The following is a 16,850-nucleotide window of genomic DNA, read 5'->3' as shown; positions in this document are numbered from 1 at the left end:
GCCCGGCTGGATCCGCAACGACTCCACGTGCAGGCGGCCGTCCCCGTCGGCCCGCTCGCGGAGCTGACCGGCGTACGGGTGGACGGCCGCCTGCACGTGGAGTCGTTGCGGATCCAGCCGGGCGAGCGGCTGCTCGTCACCGGGCCCAACGGAGCGGGCAAGAGCACGCTCATGCAGGTCCTGGCCGGGGAGCTCGCGCCGAGTGCCGGCTCGCTCCGCCGCCCCGCGCGCGTCGGCCACCTGCGCCAGCAGGATCTCGCCGGGTACGGCGGGCGCACGGTGCTGGAGGCCTTCGCGGCCGGGCGTCCGGGGAGCCCGGAGCGGCACGCCGAGGAACTGCTGGAACTGGGGCTCTTCCGCGCGGCCGACCTCGGCAGGCCGGTCGGGGCGCTCTCCGTGGGCCAGCGCCGCAGGATCGAACTGGCCCGGCTGGTGAGCGATCCGGCCGACCTGCTGCTGCTGGACGAGCCGACCAACCATCTGTCGCCGGCGCTGGTGGAGGACCTGGAGCAGGCTCTGGGCCGCTACGAGGGCGCGCTCGTCATCGTCACGCACGACCGGCGCATGCGGGCGGCGTTCACGGGTTCACGGCTGGAGCTGCGGAGCGGCACGATGGCCGGGGCGCGGGCCGCATAGCCGGGGGCGGCCACGGCCGGGGACCGGCCCGCGATCCTCGGGACCGGCCTGGCCGGGCCTGACGGTCGCGAGCGGTCCGTGAGGGGACGGCCTCAGCGCACGGCCTGGCCGATGCCGAGGAGGTTCCCCTGGTCCGTGAGGGGACGGCCTCAGCGCACGGGCTGGCCGATGCCGAGGAGGTTCCCCTCGCTGTCGCGGAACCAGGCGGCCCGCTCACCGGTGCCGGCCGACGGGTAGTTACCCTCCACGTGCGCGATGCCGCCGACGGTCCGGAAGCCGGGGACGTCGACCTCCTCGAACACCACGCCCCGGCTCCGCAGCTCCTCGACCACGGCCTCGAGGTCATCGACCTCCCACGCCATCTGGGTGTGGTCGCCCGAGGCGGTGCCGGTCGAGGCGAAAAGCGCGAACCGCCCGCCGCCGCACCGGTAGAGCAGGCCGCCGGGCCGCTCCTCGACCGGTTCGAGGCCGAGCTTCTCCGCGTAGAACGCCCTCGCCCGGTCCAGGTCCCGAGCCGGGAGCCGGGTTGCGACATGACTGTGCTTGAGCATGTCACGACCATGTCACAGCGGCGATCGCCACGCCACCGGAGGGCGTCCCGGCGCCCGCCTCCGCCTCCGCCGCCGTCCCCGCCGAAGGCGTGACCTCCGGGCCGCGGCGCTTCCCCGCCCGCGCCGAACCTCGCCTGCCTGCCGTACCGCCAGGTCCGGCCCGTTTGACGGCTCTCCCCGGGGGGAATCCTGACCGCACGATCGGGGGGATCATGAAGACTGTTTCAGAGATGAAGACCGTTCCGGTGAGGACGTCACGACGATGGGCCGGCACGGGGGTGCTGGCGCTCGGTGCGATGCTGGTGACGACCGGGTGCGGAAGCGGCGCCCAGCCGCCGCCCGCGGCGGCGTCGGCGGCCGTCGCGCCGGTGGCGGCACCGGCCGTCACAGGCCCGCAGACGCCGGGTGAGCCGGAGGACAGCGGGAGCCCGGCCGCTCCGGGCGGCACCACCACTCCGGGTGGCACCGTCGGCACGGAGGACCTGCGGCGGGCAGGCGAGGCGGCGCTGAAGGCGGTGCCGGACTCCACGCTGATCTCGATCGAGTCGGAGGAGAACGGCCGGCTCTGGGAGGTGCAGGTGGTCGCCGCCGACGGTACCGAGCACGAGCTGGACGTCGAGGCCGGCACCGGCAAGGTGATCGGGAAGCCGCGTGTGGAGGCCGATGACGCGGCCGACAAGGCCAAGCACAGGCGGCGGGTCAAGGAGGCGAAGATCGGCTACCTCCAGGCCGCCGAGAAGATCGAGGCCCAGGTGCCGGACGGCCGGATCACCGAGCTCAACCTCACCGGCCACAACGGCAGAACCGTGTGGGAGGGCGACGTCGTCGACAGCAGGAGGACCAAGCGCTTCATAATGATCGACGCCGGTGACGGGAGGATCCTCACCGGCGGATGACGCCCCGTCTCGCGGGCGGCCGGTCGGAGGTGCCCGGCTCCCCCTGAGCCGCGAGTTCACGGTGAGAACGCCCTGTCGCCGGATTCCGTCCGGCCGTCCGCGGAGTCGCGGGCCGTCCTCGTCGCGGGTCACGCCCCGGCGACGAGGACGGCGGCGTGCTCGCGCCTGCCGCACGCTCCTGGCCGGTGGAGTCGGTCACCGTGCGGAACACGACCCGGATCAGGGAGTCGATCTAGCACTGGAAAGCGTACGTGATTCCCCCCGTGGTCACCCTGCCGCTGCCCTGGTCGAGCACGACAATGGTCGCGGGTCCGTTCTGCTGCGCACGGCAGCTTATGGTGGCGACATAGTTCCAGCCGCTCAACGCGCCTTGGGCATTGGCCACGAGAAAGCCCAGAGAATACGGGCCCACCGTATTGATGCCGACCGCGGAGAACCGGACGGTGTTGTTCGGGCTCAGCCCTGTTCCCGTGGCGTACAGATAATTGCCGCTGGTAGTGATCTGCACGCCGCCCCGTGGGGTCGCCCCCGGATCGACCAGCCGGTAGGGCGCGTTGGCGTTGTCGGATCTGGCCTGGTCGCGGCTCGGCGGGACGACACAGACGAGATCAGAGGGGCGGGACTCCCGCCAGACGAAGCCCTGCTTGCAGAACACGCTGCCGGGCTGCTGGTTCGACGGGCCCGCGGCGTTCTCGGCTCTCGTCTGCGTGCGGATCGCCGGCGTCACGCACACCAGGTCGTCGGCGAACGCCTCGCGCCAGACGAAGCCCTGCTTGCAGGTGTACGGCGACTGCCTCTGAACGGCGGCGTCGGCGGGGACGGCGAGAGCCTGCGCACCCGTGGCCAGCGCCAGCACGGCGAGTGAAACGCTCAGCCGGCGTGACGGAATTCCCCGCCTTCTTTCACCTGTTTCTTTCCTCCGCATTTATCTCTCCTTTCGATGTCGACTTGATGCGCACAAGTCGACATCGAAAGAGTGGTCCTCCGGAGGGCTCCGGTCAAGATATGATCTGCCGGGCGCCTTTTATGGGCCGGCGGAACTGCCGGATCGAGTGAGCCGATTACGCGCCCGAAGACCTCGGGGAGACAATTGGGTTCGATGTAAAAGACAATTCTCTTCAGGCCGCCGTCTGCCGGCACTCCGCCGGGAGATCGCGGGGCCGTGAGTGCCGGGAATCAACGTCGGCGAGCGATTCGGTGCATTGGTTCCGACGGGCGCGGATGCGACGCCGTCCCACCGCGATGCGCCTCACGCGCGGATGCGCCGCAGCCGTTCCCCGTTTGAAAGAGCGCCTCTGCCCGGGATCTGCGCCCGGCCGCACCATAACCCATCACTTTAGATACATCAACGTTGATGTATCTAAAGTGATGGGTTATGGTCGACGTGGAACGGAGCGATCATCCCTACCGGGCGAGAGGACATCTGATGGCCGACATGGAGGCCGGTACGCTGCCCGTGCCGGGGGCCACCCTCTACTACGAGGTCCGCGGCACCGGCCCCCTGCTGCTCATCCTCCAGGGTGGGGACGGCGACGCCGGACGCAGCGCCGACCTGGTCGACCGGCTCGTCGGCGACCACACGGTGGTGACCTACGACCGCCGCGGCCTATCGCGCAGCACGCCGCACGACCCGGCGCGACCGGTGACCATAGAGACCCACGCCGACGACGTCCACCGTCTGCTGGCCGCCCTCACCGACCGGCCCGCGCTCATGTTCGGCTCCAGTTTCGGCGGTCTCATCGGGCTCACCCTGGCCGTCCGTCATCCCGGGCAGGTGAGCGTGCTCGTCGCGCACGAGCCCGGCGCGATCGGGCTGCTCTCCGCGGGGCGGGCCCGCTTCGCCCAAGCCCTGGAGGAGCTGCAGGAGACCTACCGCCGGCAGGGCGTCGCCGCGGCCATGCACACGATGAGCGCGCTCGTCGGCATCGACCCCGCCGGCCTGGAGACGGAGCCGGGCGTCCGCATGCAGGAGCAGGAGCCCGGGGAGCGGGCCGCCAACCTCCGCTTCCTCCTCGCCAACGACATGCCCGCGCTCAGCCGCAGCGCGCTGACCGGCGCCGACGTCGCCGCGCTGAAGGACACCCCGATCCGGATCGTGCCCGCCGCCGGCCGTACCACCCCGCGCACGGTCTTTCCCCGCCGCTGCGCCGGAGAGCTGGCCGGCCTGCTCGGTACCCAGGTGATGGAGTTCCCCGGCTGCCACAACGGCAACACCACCCATCCGCGCGCGTTCGCGGCCCGGCTGCGCGAGGTCCTCCACGGCACGGCCTGACCCCCGGGCCGAGGGCGGCCGTACGGCCCGGCGGAGCAGGGCGTCACACGGATCGCGGGCCGTGGACTGCGGACTGCGAAGCCGGTGGATCAACGTCCTGGACGATCTATGCTTGGGGCAGGCATCGCGTCGACGCCGCGCCGGGCCGCCTATGCCCCGGCTGTCCCACCATGAGGTCGGCGATCCGGTCGCGTCCCGGTGGGAGCCGATCACGGAGCGGGTCCGGTGACCGCGCCGGCCCGCGCTCCGGCCGCCGCGATGCCGTGACCGTCCTGGTGGTTCCCCTTGGAGGTTTGGCAGGTGCCGACGTTGGTCCGACCTGTCCCGCACCCCCCGACGACGGAGCCGGCCCGTGCCGCCGAGCCGCTCCGGCACGCGCGGCTCGCCGGACGCGCGGGGCTCATCATGATCGGGGTCGCCGTCGCGACCATGCTGGCCGTCGCCCTCCTCGGGCCGTCGGCGGCGGTGCCCGACCTCGGCGGCGGTGATCCGCCCTGGTCCTTCCGGGCCGCCCCGTCCGACACGCTGGTGATCCAGCTGAGCTGGGCGGCCGTCATCGCCGGCGGGCTGGGCGTGGGCGCCGGGCTGTACGGGCTGCGCCGGGGATGGCGTCCGGCGCGAGGAGTCCTTCTCGCCGGCACGGTGATCGCCGTCCTCACCCTCACGCTCGTACCGCCCGCCGGATCGACGGACGTGCTCAACTACGCGGTCTACGGGCGCATCGCCGCCCTCGGGCACGACCCGTACGTGCTGACCCCGGCATGGCTGCACAAGATGGCGGACCCGGTCGGCGAGCTGGCCCCCCTGGCGTGGCGGAACACACCATCGGTGTACGGGCCGCTGGCGACCTGGGCACAGATGGCAGGCTCGCGGCTCGGCGGCGGGTCGATGGCCGGCACCGTGCTCGCCATCAAGGTCATGACCGGTCTGGCGTTCCTGCTGTCCGCGTACATGCTCGACCGGCTGGCGGGACCGGACCGCGACCGGCGCGTCCGCGTCCACCTGCTGTGGAGCCTCAACCCGCTGATGCTGTGGCACGTGGTGCTGGGCGGCCACATCGACGGCCTGGGGGCGTTCTTCCTCGTCGCCGCCTTCCTCGCCCTGCGCCGGGGCGGCGTGGCCGCGGGCCTGGCGGCGGGGGCGCTGCTCGGCGCGGCGGCCGCCGTCAAGGCGCCGTTCATCCTCGCCGGAGCCGGCCTGGCCTGGGCGGCCCGCCGGTCGGTGACCACTTTCCTGGCAATGGTGATGGGCGCGGGCACGGCGCTGGTCGTGGCCTACGCGACGCAGGGCCCGGAGGCCGTCGGGAACCTGGTCGGCAAGATCGGTTCCCGCTCGCTGGCCGATCCGTGGCGTGTGATCACCGACGCGCTGGGCCTGGGGGCGCGGTCGTCCCCCCTGGAGGGGCAGCTCGCCCTCGGCGCCGCCCTCCTCATCGGTCTCCTGCTGTGCGTGCGGCTCCCTCCCGGGCCGCCCGGCCTGGCCTCCGTACGCCCGGCGCTGGCGTGGTGCCTGTGCTGGCTGCTCACCTCTCCGGTGCAGCACCCCTGGTACGACGCCCTGCTGTTCCCCCTGCTGGCCCTCATGCCGGCCGGCCGTCTCGACGGGTTGCTGATCACCCGCGGCGTCGTGACGAGCCTCATCTACCTGCCCGGTGCCCTCGGCCTCCTCCAGCTCCAGCCCACCGCGCTGACCCGGTGGATCGCCGAGGCCTACCGCCCGTGGGTCGCCCCGCTGGCCGCCGACCTCCTCATCCTCTGCGTCGTCGTGCTGAGCTTCGCCGGCGCTCTCCGTCCCCGGGCACTGCCGCCCGCCGCCGGCGGCTACGATCACGCGGACGGACGGCCGCCGCCTGGCCGATGAGATCGGCCGGGTGGTTCAGGACCGGCCGTCCTCGTGGACCTCGGCGGCGGACGCGTCTTCGCCTATCGGTCGGCTCCCACCCCGTTGGGCGCGGCCCGGTCCAGGACGGCGGTGTCCGGCAGGCACTGGTCGGCCGACGCCGGCAGGCCGGCGGAGAGCGCCGGGACGGATTGCGAGGCGGCCGGCCCGGCGGGCGGCTCGGGCTCGGGAGGTGTCGCCCGCTCCAGGAAGCGGAGCAGCTCGACGGGGAAGGGCAGCACGAGGGTGGAGTTCTTCTCGGCGGCGACCTCGACGACGGTCTGGAGCAGGCGCAGCTGCAGCGCGGCGGGGTGCAGGGCCATCGTCTCGGCGGCCTGGGCCAGCTTCTGCGAGGCCTGCAGCTCACCCTCGGCGGTGATGACGCGGGAGCGCCGTTCGCGTTCCGCCTCGGCCTGCCGCGACATGGACCGCTTCATCGAGTCCGGCAGTGCCACGTCCTTGATCTCGACGCGGTCGATGTGCACGCCCCAGCCCACGGCCGGGCTGTCGATCATCAGTTCCAGACCCTGGTTGAGCCGCTCCCGGTTGGAGAGCAGGTCGTCCAGCTCGCTCTTGCCGATGATCGAGCGCAGCGAGGCCATCGCGACCTGGCGGATGGCGGCCTCGTAGTCCTGGACGTCGACGACCACGCGCCTCGGGTCGACGACCCGGAAGTAGATGACAGCGTCCACGTGAACCGTCACGTTGTCGCGGGTTATGCCGTCCTGGGCGGGCACCGGCATGGTGACGATCTGCATGTTGACCTTCTGCAGGCGGTCGGCGACCGGCATGATCACGGCGAGCCCGGGACCGCGGACCTCGGAGCGGACCTGCCCGAACCGGAAGACGACGCCCCGCTCGAACTGCTTGACGATCCGGACACTCGTCCCGAGCAATATCGCGACCAGGGTCAGGATCGCGATCAGTGCGGAGGTGATGACGGTGATCATTTCATCCTCCCTTGTCCCCCTCGGTCCCGCCGGTCCGACTTTTCCGGCGGCCCGGAGGCATTCTGGGTCGGTGACCGGTTCCGGACGGGCCGACCGATCACAGGGCGGCGGGGGACCGGACATTTCCATCGTAACGCGGCATAAAGCACCTGATATGTCGCTTTTAGTGGAAATGGCGGCAGGGGAGTGCGGGCGCCGCCGACACCGGCGCCCGCCTGGTCACAGACCCCGGATGAGTGAACGCTCCCTCGTATCGTCGGCATCGGGACGGACCGCCACGTTGCCGCCGGAGAGGACGGCCACCACGGGCCCGGCAGGCAGCGCGTCCCGGTGGGCGAGGTAGGCCGCGGTGGTCACCGCGCCGCTGGGCTCGGCGCGTTCCCCCAGCTCCTGCAAGAGGAGGTCGGCGGCGGCCCCGATGCCGTCCTCGCTCACGGTCACCATGTCGTCCACGTACCGGTGGATGTGCTCCCATGCCAGGGCCCCCAGGACCGGGGCGCGCAGGCCGTCGGCCCGGGTGCGGTAGGTCTGCAGCACCGGCCACGCGGTGCGCCGGCCGGAGCGGAAGCTGGCCGCGCCGTCGGCTGCCAGCTCGGGCTCGACACCGATCACCCTGATCGCCGGGTCGACGGCCTTGGCCGCGACCGCGACCCCGGCCAGCAGGCCGCCGTTGCAGACCGGCACCAGGATCGTGCCCGCGCGGGACAGGTCCCGGCCGATCTCGGTCCCGGCGCTGCCGTGCCCGGCGATGACGTCGAACTCGTCGGAGCGGACCACCGTGGCCGCGAGCCGGTCGGCCAGCGCCAGGCAGGTGACCTCCCGCAGGGCCGGTGGCACGATCACCACCTCGGCGCCGAGCCCGCGGGCGGCCGCCACCTTCAGCTCCGGCGCGGTGTCGGGCAGGACCACGGTCGCCCGCAGGCCGTGCTTCCCGGCCGCGTACGCGATGGCCTGGGCGTGATTGCCGGAGGACTGGGCGATGACGTGCCGGACGCCCCGCTCGGCCAGCCGTCCTACGGCGTTCAGCGCGCCCCGCACCTTGAAGGAGCCGGTGGGCTGCCGGTTCTCGGGCTTGACCCAGAGCCGCTCGCCGGGCAGGCGCAGCAGCGGTGTGCGCCGTACGAACGGCGCGATGCGGGCCGTGGCGGCGATCACGTCGTCCACCGTCACCAGGCTCATCCGTTCAGCACCTTGGCCTGGATGGCGTCCAGGTCGGCCGCGGCCTCCGGCGGCGGCGCGGCGTCGGGGACCAGGTCCTCCAGGTGGTGCAGCGGGCGGTGACGCAACCCGATCAGGCCCCAGATCACCAGGAACACGCCGCTGGCCAGCAGCACCGCCGCCGCGCCCCGGCCGGGGCCGGAGGTGTACGGCTGGGCCCAGTCGGCCAGCGGGCCGGCGGCCAGGAAGCCCAGCGGCTGCATGGCCGTGGCCAGCATGACGTTGACGGCCAGAACCCGGCCCTGCAGTTCCGGCCCCACCTTCACCTGGATGATGGACAGCCAGTGCGCGTTGCCGATGCTCATGCAGGCCAGCCGGAGGAACAGGCCGGCCGCGACCAGCCACACCGCCGGCCACACGCCCATCAGCACCACGCCGATCCCGGACCCGACCACGAAGCCGATCATGCCGGTGGCCCGGCGCCGGGTACCGCCCCACACCAGCACCACCCCGGTGCCCACGGCCGCGCCGAGGCCGCCGACCGCGGTCACCGCGCCCAGGGCGGCCGAGGAGCCGAGAGCCAGCACGACCGGGGTGATCAGCACCCACATCAGCGCGGTGCAGAAGTTGACCACCGCGAAGTAGAACGCCATCACCAGCAGCGGCCGGCGCCGGCGGAGGAACCGCCAGCCGCCGGTCAGCGCCGCCTGGAACGTCTCCTCCTGCCGGTGGAACAGCCGGTCGGGGAACCGGACCGCCAGCAGGGTCGCCACCCCCACCCCGAACGAGGCCACGTCGATGGCCACCACCGCGGACAGCCCGAACATGCCGATCAACGCGCCGCCGGCGAGCGGGGCCACCACGTTGCCGACCCCGAAACCCAGGTTGGCCACGGCGTTGGCCTGCGGCAGGTACGGCTTGGGCACCAGCTGCGCGATCGCGGCCAGATAGGCGGGCTGCTGGAACGCGGTGGCCATCGAGGTGACGCCGACGATGAGACAGACGTTCCACAACTCCAGCCCTCCGGTGACCAGCAGCACGACCAGCGCCGCCATGGCCAGTCCGGAGACCGCGTCGCTGACCAGCATGATCCGGCGCCGGTCCACCCGGTCGGCCAGCGTGCCGCCCAGCGGGGTGAGCAGCACGGCCGGGATCTGCGACAGCATGACGATCAGAGCCAGGTCCAGGATCCGGCCGCTGTCCTGGTAGGCCCAGACGCCGAGGGCGAACGAGCTCAGCGCCGTGCCCACCGCCGACATGAACTGCCCACCCGCGACGGTGTAGAAGGGGCGCAGGCCGGCCCGGTCGGGCGGGCGCACCGGTCCGGGCAGCCGCCCGGACGCCCAGCTCCGCAGATGCTCCATGACCAGGACGGCCAGCGGCTCGGCCTGATGCCGCAGGAAATAGTGGCCGGCATGGGGGAGTACGGCCAGCTCCACCCCGGGCGCGAAGACCGCCCACTCGGCGTACCGCTCCTGGTACAGCTCGGTGGCCCGGTCACGTTCCCCCACCACGCACAGGATCGGGGCGCGCAGCGCCGGTCTCCCGCCGGTGAGCTCGCGTTCGAACCACTCCTGCGCCTGGTCGGCGTCGTGGCGCATCGCCCGCACCGCGACGTTTTTGGCGGCCTCGTCCATGTCGTCCAGCAGCCCGCCCGTGGCCCGCAGCGCGTCCTGGAACATCCGGTCGGAGACCCAGCGGTCACCGCGGAAGAACCGCCGGGCCAGGCCGGGCAGCCGGGCACTGGGGAAGCTGCCGGCCGCGATCACGCCCAGCACGGGAACCCCGTCCGCCTCCAGCCTGCGGGCCAGGGCCACCGCGGGCGCGGAGCCCACGCAGTGACCGTAGATCGCGATCGGGCCGGAAGCGGACGCGGCCACCTCCGCGGCCAAGGCCTCCACCAGCTCCTCCAGCGGCAGCGGCATCTCATCGGGCCGGGCCGGATCATGGCCGGGCAGCTCCGCCGCGAGCACCTCCACCCGCTCACCCAGAGCCCAGGCCAGCGGCTGGTACACCGCCGCCGACCCGCCGCCGTACGGCACGCACACCAGGGTGAACTCGCTGGTGCGGCCACCGCCCAGGCGGTGCAGCAGCCCGCCGCCGTCCCGGCGGTCCAGGAACGCGGCCAGCTCGGCGACCGTGGGACGGGTGAACAGGTCGATCACCCGCAGGCCGCAGCCGATCTCCTTGACCGCGCGCACCGCGGCGAAGGAGTCCCCGCCCAGGGCGAAGAAGTCGTCGTGCGCCCCGACCCTGGCCACGCCGAGCACCTGGGCCCATGCCCGGGCGACCAGCTCCTCGCCGGCCGTGGACGGCGGCACGAACTCGGCGGTCTCCGGCCGCGGTTCGGGCAGGGCGGCCCGGTCCACCTTCCCGTTCGGATTGAGCGGGATCCGGTCGAGTGCGACGAACTGGGCCGGGACCATGTAGTCGGGCAGCCGCTCCCGCAGCGCGGAGCGGACCGCCGAGGTGTCCACGGTGGACGGCGTCACCCAGGCGGCGAGCTGCCGGGCCTTCCCCTCGCCCACCGGCAGCACCACGGCGTCGGCGATCTGCGGCAGGGCGCGCAGCGCGGTGGTGACCTCGCCCAGCTCGACCCGGTAGCCCCGTACCTTGACCTGGTCGTCCACCCGGCCGCGGAACTCCACCCGCCCGTCGGCGGTGACCCGCAGCAGGTCGCCGCTGCGGTAGCAGCGCCCCTGCCCGGTCAGCGGATCGGGCACGAACCGTTCCGCGGTCAGCTCGGGCAGACCGATGTAGCCGCGGGTGATCCCCGGGCCTCCGACCACCAGCTCGCCCGGCACCCCGGCGGGCACCGGCCGCATGCTCGCGTCCACCAGGTGCCCGTACACCCCCGGCAGGGGCCGGCCCAGCGGCACGATCCCGGTCCGGTGCTCGGCCGCGACCTCCTCGGTGTCGCAGACCAGGCAGATCATCGTGGACTCGGTGTGCCCGTAGTGGCTCTGGATCCGCAGTCCCGGCCGGGCGGCCCTGGCCCGCTCCACCAGGTCCCACGGGCACGCCTCCCCGGCCAGGATCAGCAGCCTGTCCGGCAGCACCGCGGCCAGGTCTCCGCCGGAGGCCAGCAGCTCCAGGTGGCTGGGCACGCACTTGACCACGTCGATGCGGTGCGCGCTCAGGTAGCCGGCGAACGCGGCGGGATCCATCGCGGTCTCCCGGGGCACCAGGTGCACCGTCCCGCCCGTGGTCAGGGCGCCGAACACGCAGGTCAGCCCGAAGTCGGCGGCCGGAGTGGACACCACCGCGTACGACCCGCCGGGCACGCCGATCCGCGGCAGCATGCCGCTCAGGTAGCTCGCCACGCCGCGGTGCTCGGCGGCCACGGCCTTGGGCGTGCCGGTGGATCCGGAGGTGAAGATCACGTGATGCAGGTGCTCGGGCCGGACGTCGACCTCCGGCCGGGTCCGCGGCAGGGACGGGAGCCGGTCCAGCGCCAGCACCCGGCGGTCCGCCCCGATCAGGCCGGCGAACTCGGCCGTGGTGACCACGGCCCGCACCCCGGCGGCGTCGAGCATGGTGGCGATCCTCGCGGCCGGATAGGCCGGATCCATGGGCAGGTAGCCGCCGCCCGACTTCTGGATCCCGAACAGGGCGCAGGCCAGGTCGGCCCCCGGCTCCAGAAGCACGCCGACCGGCTCGTCGGCGCCCACCCCGGCGGCCAGCAGCCAGTGGGCGATCCGGTTGGCGGCCGTCTCCAGCTCGGCGTAGGTCAGGCTGCGGTCCGCGCCCACCACGGCCGGCGCGTCGGGGGTGGTGTCCACCCAGCGCTCGATCAGCCGGTGCACCGGGGTGTCCGCCACGTCCGGCAGCGGCTCGCCGGCGAGAACCGGGCCGGTGACCGGCTCCAGCGGCTGCGCGCCCACGGGCGCTTCCAGATCGGACAGCATCCCGTCCAGCAGCGCCAGGTACCACCGGGTGAACCGGGTCGCGGTGGCCGCGTCGAACAGGTCGGTGCGGTAGCCGAGCCCGCCGCGCAGTGTCCGGCCGGGCCCGCTGTCGATCACGTACCAGTTCAGGTCGAACTTCGCGGTCCGATCGGGCAGGTGGATCTCTGCCGCCTCCAGGCCGGCCAGCTCCGGCCGTGCCGTGCCGGGGAAGTAGTTCAGCATCACCTGGAACAGCGGGGTCGCGGCCAGGTTCCGCTCGGGCCGCAGCCGGTCCACCACCCGGTCGAACGGCGCGCTCGCGTGGGCGAAGGCACCCAGCGCGGCCTCCCGGACCCGGGCCAGCAGCTCGTGGCCGGTCGGTTCGCCGCCCACATCGGTCCGCACCACCACCGTGTTGAGGAAACAGCCCACCACGCCCTCGGAGTCGGGGTGGTCCCGGCCGGCGACCGGCACGCCGACCGCGATGTCGGTGCCGGCCGACAGCCGCGCCAGCAGGACCTGCAGACCGGCCAGCAGCACGATGAACGGCGTCGCCCGGTAGGCGGCGGCCACCGCCCGGACCCGCTCGCTCAGCTCCGCCGGCAGCTCCAGGTCCACCGAGGCGCCGCCCGGGTCGGCCACGGCGGGGCGCGGCCGGTCGGTGGGCAGGTCCAGCACCGGCGGCAGGCCGCGCAACTGCTCGGCCCACCAGTCCAGGTCGGCCAGGTCGGGGACCGGGGCCACCTCGGCGTACTGGGCCGGCGGCGGCTCCGGCGGCGGGCGCAGGCCGGTCCGGGCGGCGTACAGCGCGGACAGCTCGGACAGCAGCAGCCCACGGGTCCAGGCGTCGGTGGCGATGTGGTGGAAGGTGAGCGAGAGCACGTGCTCCCGGTCGCCGACCACGAACAGTACCGCCCTCATCGGCGGCTCCCGGTCCAGCGCGAACGGTGTGGCGAGCTGCGCGGCCACCGCGTCCTCGACCTGTGACCGGTCGACGTCCGCGGTGGACACCGGCACCTCTCCGGCCGGCCGTACCACCAGGACCGGTTCGGCGCCGGAGTCGTCGATCACGCTGCGCAGCACGTGGTGTCGCTCGGCCAGGTCGTGTACCGCACCCAGCAGCGCCTCCACCTGAAGCGGCCCGTGCAGCCGCAGCGCCACCGGCACGTTGTAGGCCGTGCTCTCCGGCTCCAGCTGCGCCAGGAACCACAGCCTGGCCTGCACTCCGGACAGCGCGACCGGCCCGTCCGTCCGCTCCCGCCGGGCCCTTGCCGCCGGAGCCGGCCGGGGCAGGGCGGCGGCCAGGTCGGCGAGCACCGGATGCTCGAACAGCAGCCGCACCGGAACCGGGGCGCCCAGCCGTTCCCGCAGCCGGCCGACCGCCCGGGTCGCGGCGAAGGAGTGCCCGCCCAGGGCGAAGAAGTCGTCGTCCGCCCACACCTGCGGCAGGTCCAGCACCTCCGCCCAGATCTCGGCGACCAGGTGCTCCTGCGGCGTGCCCAGCGGCACCCGCACCGCCGGGCCGGCCTCGGGGACCGGCAGCGCCGCCCGGTCCACCTTGCCGTTCGGGGTGAGCGGCAGCGCCTCCAGCGCGGCGATCGCGGGCGGCACCATGTAGTCGGGCAGCCGCTCCCGCAGCGCGGCCCGCACCTGTGCCGTGTCCACCGTGGAGGGTGTCACCCAGGCGGCGAGGCGCCGTTGCGCCCCGGCGCCGACCGGCTGCACGAACGCCTCCGCCACCTGCGGCAGGGCCCGTAGCGCCGCGGCGACCTCACCGAGCTCCACCCGGAATCCGCGTACCTTCACCTGGTCGTCGATCCGGCCCAGGAACTCCACCAGCCCGGCCGGGTTCACCCGCACCCGGTCCCCGGTGCGGTACCAGCCGTCCACGAACCGCTGCGCGGTCAGGTCCGGCCGGCCCAGATAGCCGCGGGCCAGGCTGGGGCCGCCGATCCACAGCTCTCCCGGCACGCCGGCCGGCAGCGGCCGCCCGGCGGAGTCCACCACCCGGCACTCCACATCGGCCAGCGGCCGGCCCAGCGGGGCCACGCCGGGCGCCACCTCGGTCGCGTCGCAGGCCAGCACCGATACCGTGGTCTCGGTGGGCCCGTAGTGGATCTGCACCGCCAGGGTCGGCCGCGCGGCCCGTACCCGCTCCACCAGATCCGACGGCACGGCCTCACCGGCCAGGATCAGCAGTTTCCGGGGCAGGGCGTCCACGCCCAGCAGCTCCAGCTGGCTGGGCACCATCTTGACCACGTCCACCGGATGCGCGGCCAGGTAGGCGGCGTACGCGACCGGGTCGGTGGCGGTCTCGTGGTCGATCAGATGCAGGGTGGCGCCCGAGGTCAGCGCGCACAGCACGTTGGTCAGACCCAGGTCGGCCGCGGCGGTGGACACCAGGGCGAACGAGGTCGTCCCGGCGGGGATCCGTCCGGCCACCGCGCCCAGGTAATGGGTGATCTGCCGGTGTTCGACCGCGACCCCCTTGGGCTCCCCGGTGGATCCGGAGGTGTAGATCACGTACGCCAGGTGGTCGGGCGGCACGGCCACGTCCGGGCGATGCCCGGACTCGCCCGCGGCGGCGGCGATCTCCGACTCGGTGAGCACGATCCGGGCGCCGGCGTCGGCCAGGATGGCCTCGGTCCGCCGCGCCGGGTACACCGGATCCAGCGGCAGGTAGGCCGCACCGGCCTTGAGCACCCCCAACAGGGCGATCACCAGCTCCGGCCGCCGCTCCAGCAGCACCCCCACCGGCTCCTGCGGACGCACCCCGCGGGCCAGCAGCCAGTGCGCCACCTGGTTGGCCCGCCGGTCCAGCTCCGCGTAGCTGAGCGAGGCGACCGCGGTCACGTCGGGGCCGGCGTCGGCCATCCGCTCGACCAGCGCGTGCAACGGCACGTCCGTCGGCAGGTCCCCGGCCGGGCCGCGCAGGTCGGCGCCGGCGGGCAGCCGGACCGGTGCGTCCGGATCGGTGAGCATCCCGTCCAGCAGCGCCAGATACCACTCCACCAGCCGCCGGACGGTCGACTCCTCGAACAGGTCGGCCCGGTAGCGCAGCTCGCCGGTGAACCGGTCCCCGTCGTCGCCGAGCGCCAGGTTCAGGTCGAACTTGGCCGTCGGCACGTGCAGCGGTTCGGCTCGGACCTCCACTCCGGGCAGGCTCACCGGCGCGGCGGCGTTGTACACGTTCAGCATCACCTGGAACAGCGGGGTGACCGACAGGTTCCGCTCCGGTTGCAGCCGCTCCACGATCCGCTCGAACGGTGTACGGGCGTGGGTGAACGCGTCCAGCGCGGCCGTACGGGCCCTGGCCAGCACCTCGGCGCCGCTGGGGTCGCCGGAGGTGTCGGTGCGCACCGCCAGGGTGTTGATGAAACAGCCCACCACCCGCTCGGCGTCCAGGTGGTGCCGGCCGGCGTGCGGCACCCCGATGGCGATGTCGTCGCTGCCGGACAGGCGGGACAGCAGCGCCTGCAGGCCGGCCAGGAACACCATGAACGGCGTCAGGCCCGCCACCGCGCGCACCTTGGCGGACAGCGACTCCGGCACCTCGAACTCGACCGCGGCCCCCCGCCAGGTGGGGACGGCCGGGCGGGGACCGGCGATGGGCAGGTCCAGCGCCGGCGGCAGGCCGGCCAGGCGCTCCGTCCACCAGTCCAGGTCGGCCTCGGGCTGCTCGGCCTCCCACGCGGCCACGTCGGCGTACTGCAGGGCCGGGGGCTCCGGCTGCGGCGCCAGGCCGAGCCGGGCGGTGTACAGGGCCGAGAGGTCCTGCAACAGCAGCTGCTCCGACCAGGCGTCGGTGGCGATGTGGTGCAGGGTCAGCGCGAGCACGTACTCGTCCCCGCCGAGCCGGAACACCGCGGCCCGCATGGGCGGCTCGGCGTCCAGCCGGAACGGGCGCCAGGCATGGTCGGCCAGCTCCCGCTCCAGCTCCGCGGGGTCCACGTCCACCACGGAGACGGGCACGCCGTCGGCCGGCCGTACCCTCGTGCCGTCGATGACGCCGCGCAGGATCCAGTGCCGGTCGGCCAGCTCGGTCACCGCGGCGGTAAGGGCGGCGACGTCCACCGGCCCGCTCAGCCGCAGCGCCCGCGGCACGTTGTAGGCGGGGGTGTCCTGCTCCAGCTGGGCCAGGAACCAGAGCCGCTCCTGGGCCGGCGACAACGGCATGTCCTCTGTGGACAGTGCCGGAATGACCGGGGCGCTGGGGGTTTCGGCCGCGGCCCGGGCAGCGGCGAACCGGGACCGGACCATCTCGGCGATCCGGTCCTGACGAACCTCGGTCATGCGTCGCTCCCGCCCATCAGTTTGGCGATCAACAGTTCTTCCAGTCCGGCGGCGAAGTCGGCGAGTACCGGCCGCTCGAACAGCAACCGCACCGGAACGGCCAGGTCCAACGTGTCCCGCAGCCGGCCGACCACGCGGGTCGCGGCGAAGGAGTGCCCGCCCAGGGCGAAGAAGTCGTCGTCGGCCCAGACGGCGGCGCGCTCCAGCACGGCGGCCCACACGGTGGCCACCAGGCGTTCGGGGTCGGTGGCGGGCGCGACCCGTCCGGCCTCCGGGGCGTCGACCGGCTCGGGCAGGGCCTCCCGGTCCACCTTGCCGCTGGACAGGGT

At 73.6% G+C, this 16,850-nt stretch carries 10 protein-coding genes; 4 read left to right on the top strand and 6 right to left on the bottom strand.

Annotation, left to right across the window (positions count from 1 at the left end; genetic code table 11):
* On the top strand, nt 1-636 hold a 636-nt coding region (locus tag CA984_RS32730), incomplete at its 5' end, for an ATP-binding cassette domain-containing protein (RefSeq protein ID WP_133061841.1).
* Nucleotides 637-785: 149 nt separating this feature from the next.
* Here CA984_RS32730 and CA984_RS32725 read toward each other — a convergent pair.
* Entirely contained in the window at nt 786-1,187 is a 402-nt protein-coding gene (locus tag CA984_RS32725; RefSeq protein ID WP_086577331.1) for a VOC family protein, read from the bottom strand.
* Nucleotides 1,188-1,399: 212 nt separating this feature from the next.
* On the opposite strand from CA984_RS32725, the gene CA984_RS32720 reads away from it, so the two are divergent.
* On the top strand, nt 1,400-2,083 hold the full coding sequence (locus CA984_RS32720) for a PepSY domain-containing protein (RefSeq protein ID WP_108724649.1): 684 nt from the start codon (nt 1,400-1,402) through the stop codon (nt 2,081-2,083).
* Between the two features lie 232 nt (nt 2,084-2,315).
* On the opposite strand, the gene CA984_RS32715 is transcribed toward CA984_RS32720, so the two are convergent.
* On the bottom strand, nt 2,316-3,008 hold the full coding sequence (locus CA984_RS32715; protein ID WP_133061840.1) for a hypothetical protein: 693 nt from the start codon (nt 3,006-3,008) through the stop codon (nt 2,316-2,318).
* 501 nt (nt 3,009-3,509) lie between these two features.
* Between CA984_RS32715 and CA984_RS32710 the strand changes: the two genes are divergently transcribed.
* Both CA984_RS32710 and mptB read left to right on the top strand, forming a co-directional pair.
* A complete protein-coding gene (locus CA984_RS32710; protein WP_207621129.1) occupies nt 3,510-4,355 on the top strand; it encodes an alpha/beta fold hydrolase in 846 nt (281 codons plus the stop codon).
* A gap of 300 nt (nt 4,356-4,655) precedes the next feature.
* Complete coding sequence (gene mptB, locus CA984_RS32705) at nt 4,656-6,215, top strand: polyprenol phosphomannose-dependent alpha 1,6 mannosyltransferase MptB (RefSeq protein ID WP_086577328.1); 1,560 nt, start codon at nt 4,656-4,658, stop codon at nt 6,213-6,215.
* 62 nt (nt 6,216-6,277) lie between these two features.
* Here mptB and CA984_RS32700 read toward each other — a convergent pair whose 3' ends face one another.
* From CA984_RS32700 to CA984_RS32685, 4 genes are all read right to left on the bottom strand, one after another.
* Entirely contained in the window at nt 6,278-7,183 is a 906-nt protein-coding gene (locus CA984_RS32700; protein WP_086577327.1) for a slipin family protein, read from the bottom strand.
* Nucleotides 7,184-7,402: 219 nt separating this feature from the next.
* Entirely contained in the window at nt 7,403-8,362 is a 960-nt protein-coding gene (locus CA984_RS32695; RefSeq protein ID WP_086577326.1) for a threonine ammonia-lyase, read from the bottom strand.
* The gene (locus CA984_RS32690; protein WP_086577325.1) at nt 8,359-16,521 is read right to left on the bottom strand and encodes a non-ribosomal peptide synthetase/MFS transporter; all 8,163 of its coding nucleotides are present in this window, start codon (nt 16,519-16,521) and stop codon (nt 8,359-8,361) included. The genes CA984_RS32695 and CA984_RS32690 overlap by 4 nt, the downstream gene beginning before the upstream one ends.
* Nucleotides 16,518-16,850: phosphopantetheine-binding protein (locus CA984_RS32685; protein WP_133061839.1), on the bottom strand; the 333-nt coding region annotated here is incomplete at its 5' end. The genes CA984_RS32685 and CA984_RS32690, both read right to left, overlap by 4 nt.

It is taken from the genome of Streptosporangium minutum (assembly GCF_002149035.1).
Classification (GTDB): domain Bacteria; phylum Actinomycetota; class Actinomycetes; order Streptosporangiales; family Streptosporangiaceae; genus Streptosporangium; species Streptosporangium minutum.
This window is presented reverse-complemented; position numbering and strand designations above follow the sequence as displayed.

Bases quoted from the DNA above. Each gene is read 5' to 3' on its own strand.
- CA984_RS32700 (WP_086577327.1), bottom strand. From the start codon at position 7,183: ATGATCACCGTCATCACCTCCGCACTGATCGCGATCCTGACCCTGGTC.
- CA984_RS32725 (WP_086577331.1), bottom strand. From the start codon at position 1,187: ATGCTCAAGCACAGTCATGTCGCAACCCGGCTCCCGGCTCGGGACCTG.
- CA984_RS32695 (WP_086577326.1), bottom strand. From the start codon at position 8,362: ATGAGCCTGGTGACGGTGGACGACGTGATCGCCGCCACGGCCCGCATC.
- CA984_RS32690 (WP_086577325.1), bottom strand. From the start codon at position 16,521: ATGACCGAGGTTCGTCAGGACCGGATCGCCGAGATGGTCCGGTCCCGG.
- CA984_RS32720 (WP_108724649.1), top strand. From the start codon at position 1,400: ATGAAGACTGTTTCAGAGATGAAGACCGTTCCGGTGAGGACGTCACGA.
- CA984_RS32715 (WP_133061840.1), bottom strand. From the start codon at position 3,008: ATGCGGAGGAAAGAAACAGGTGAAAGAAGGCGGGGAATTCCGTCACGC.
- CA984_RS32710 (WP_207621129.1), top strand. From the start codon at position 3,510: ATGGCCGACATGGAGGCCGGTACGCTGCCCGTGCCGGGGGCCACCCTC.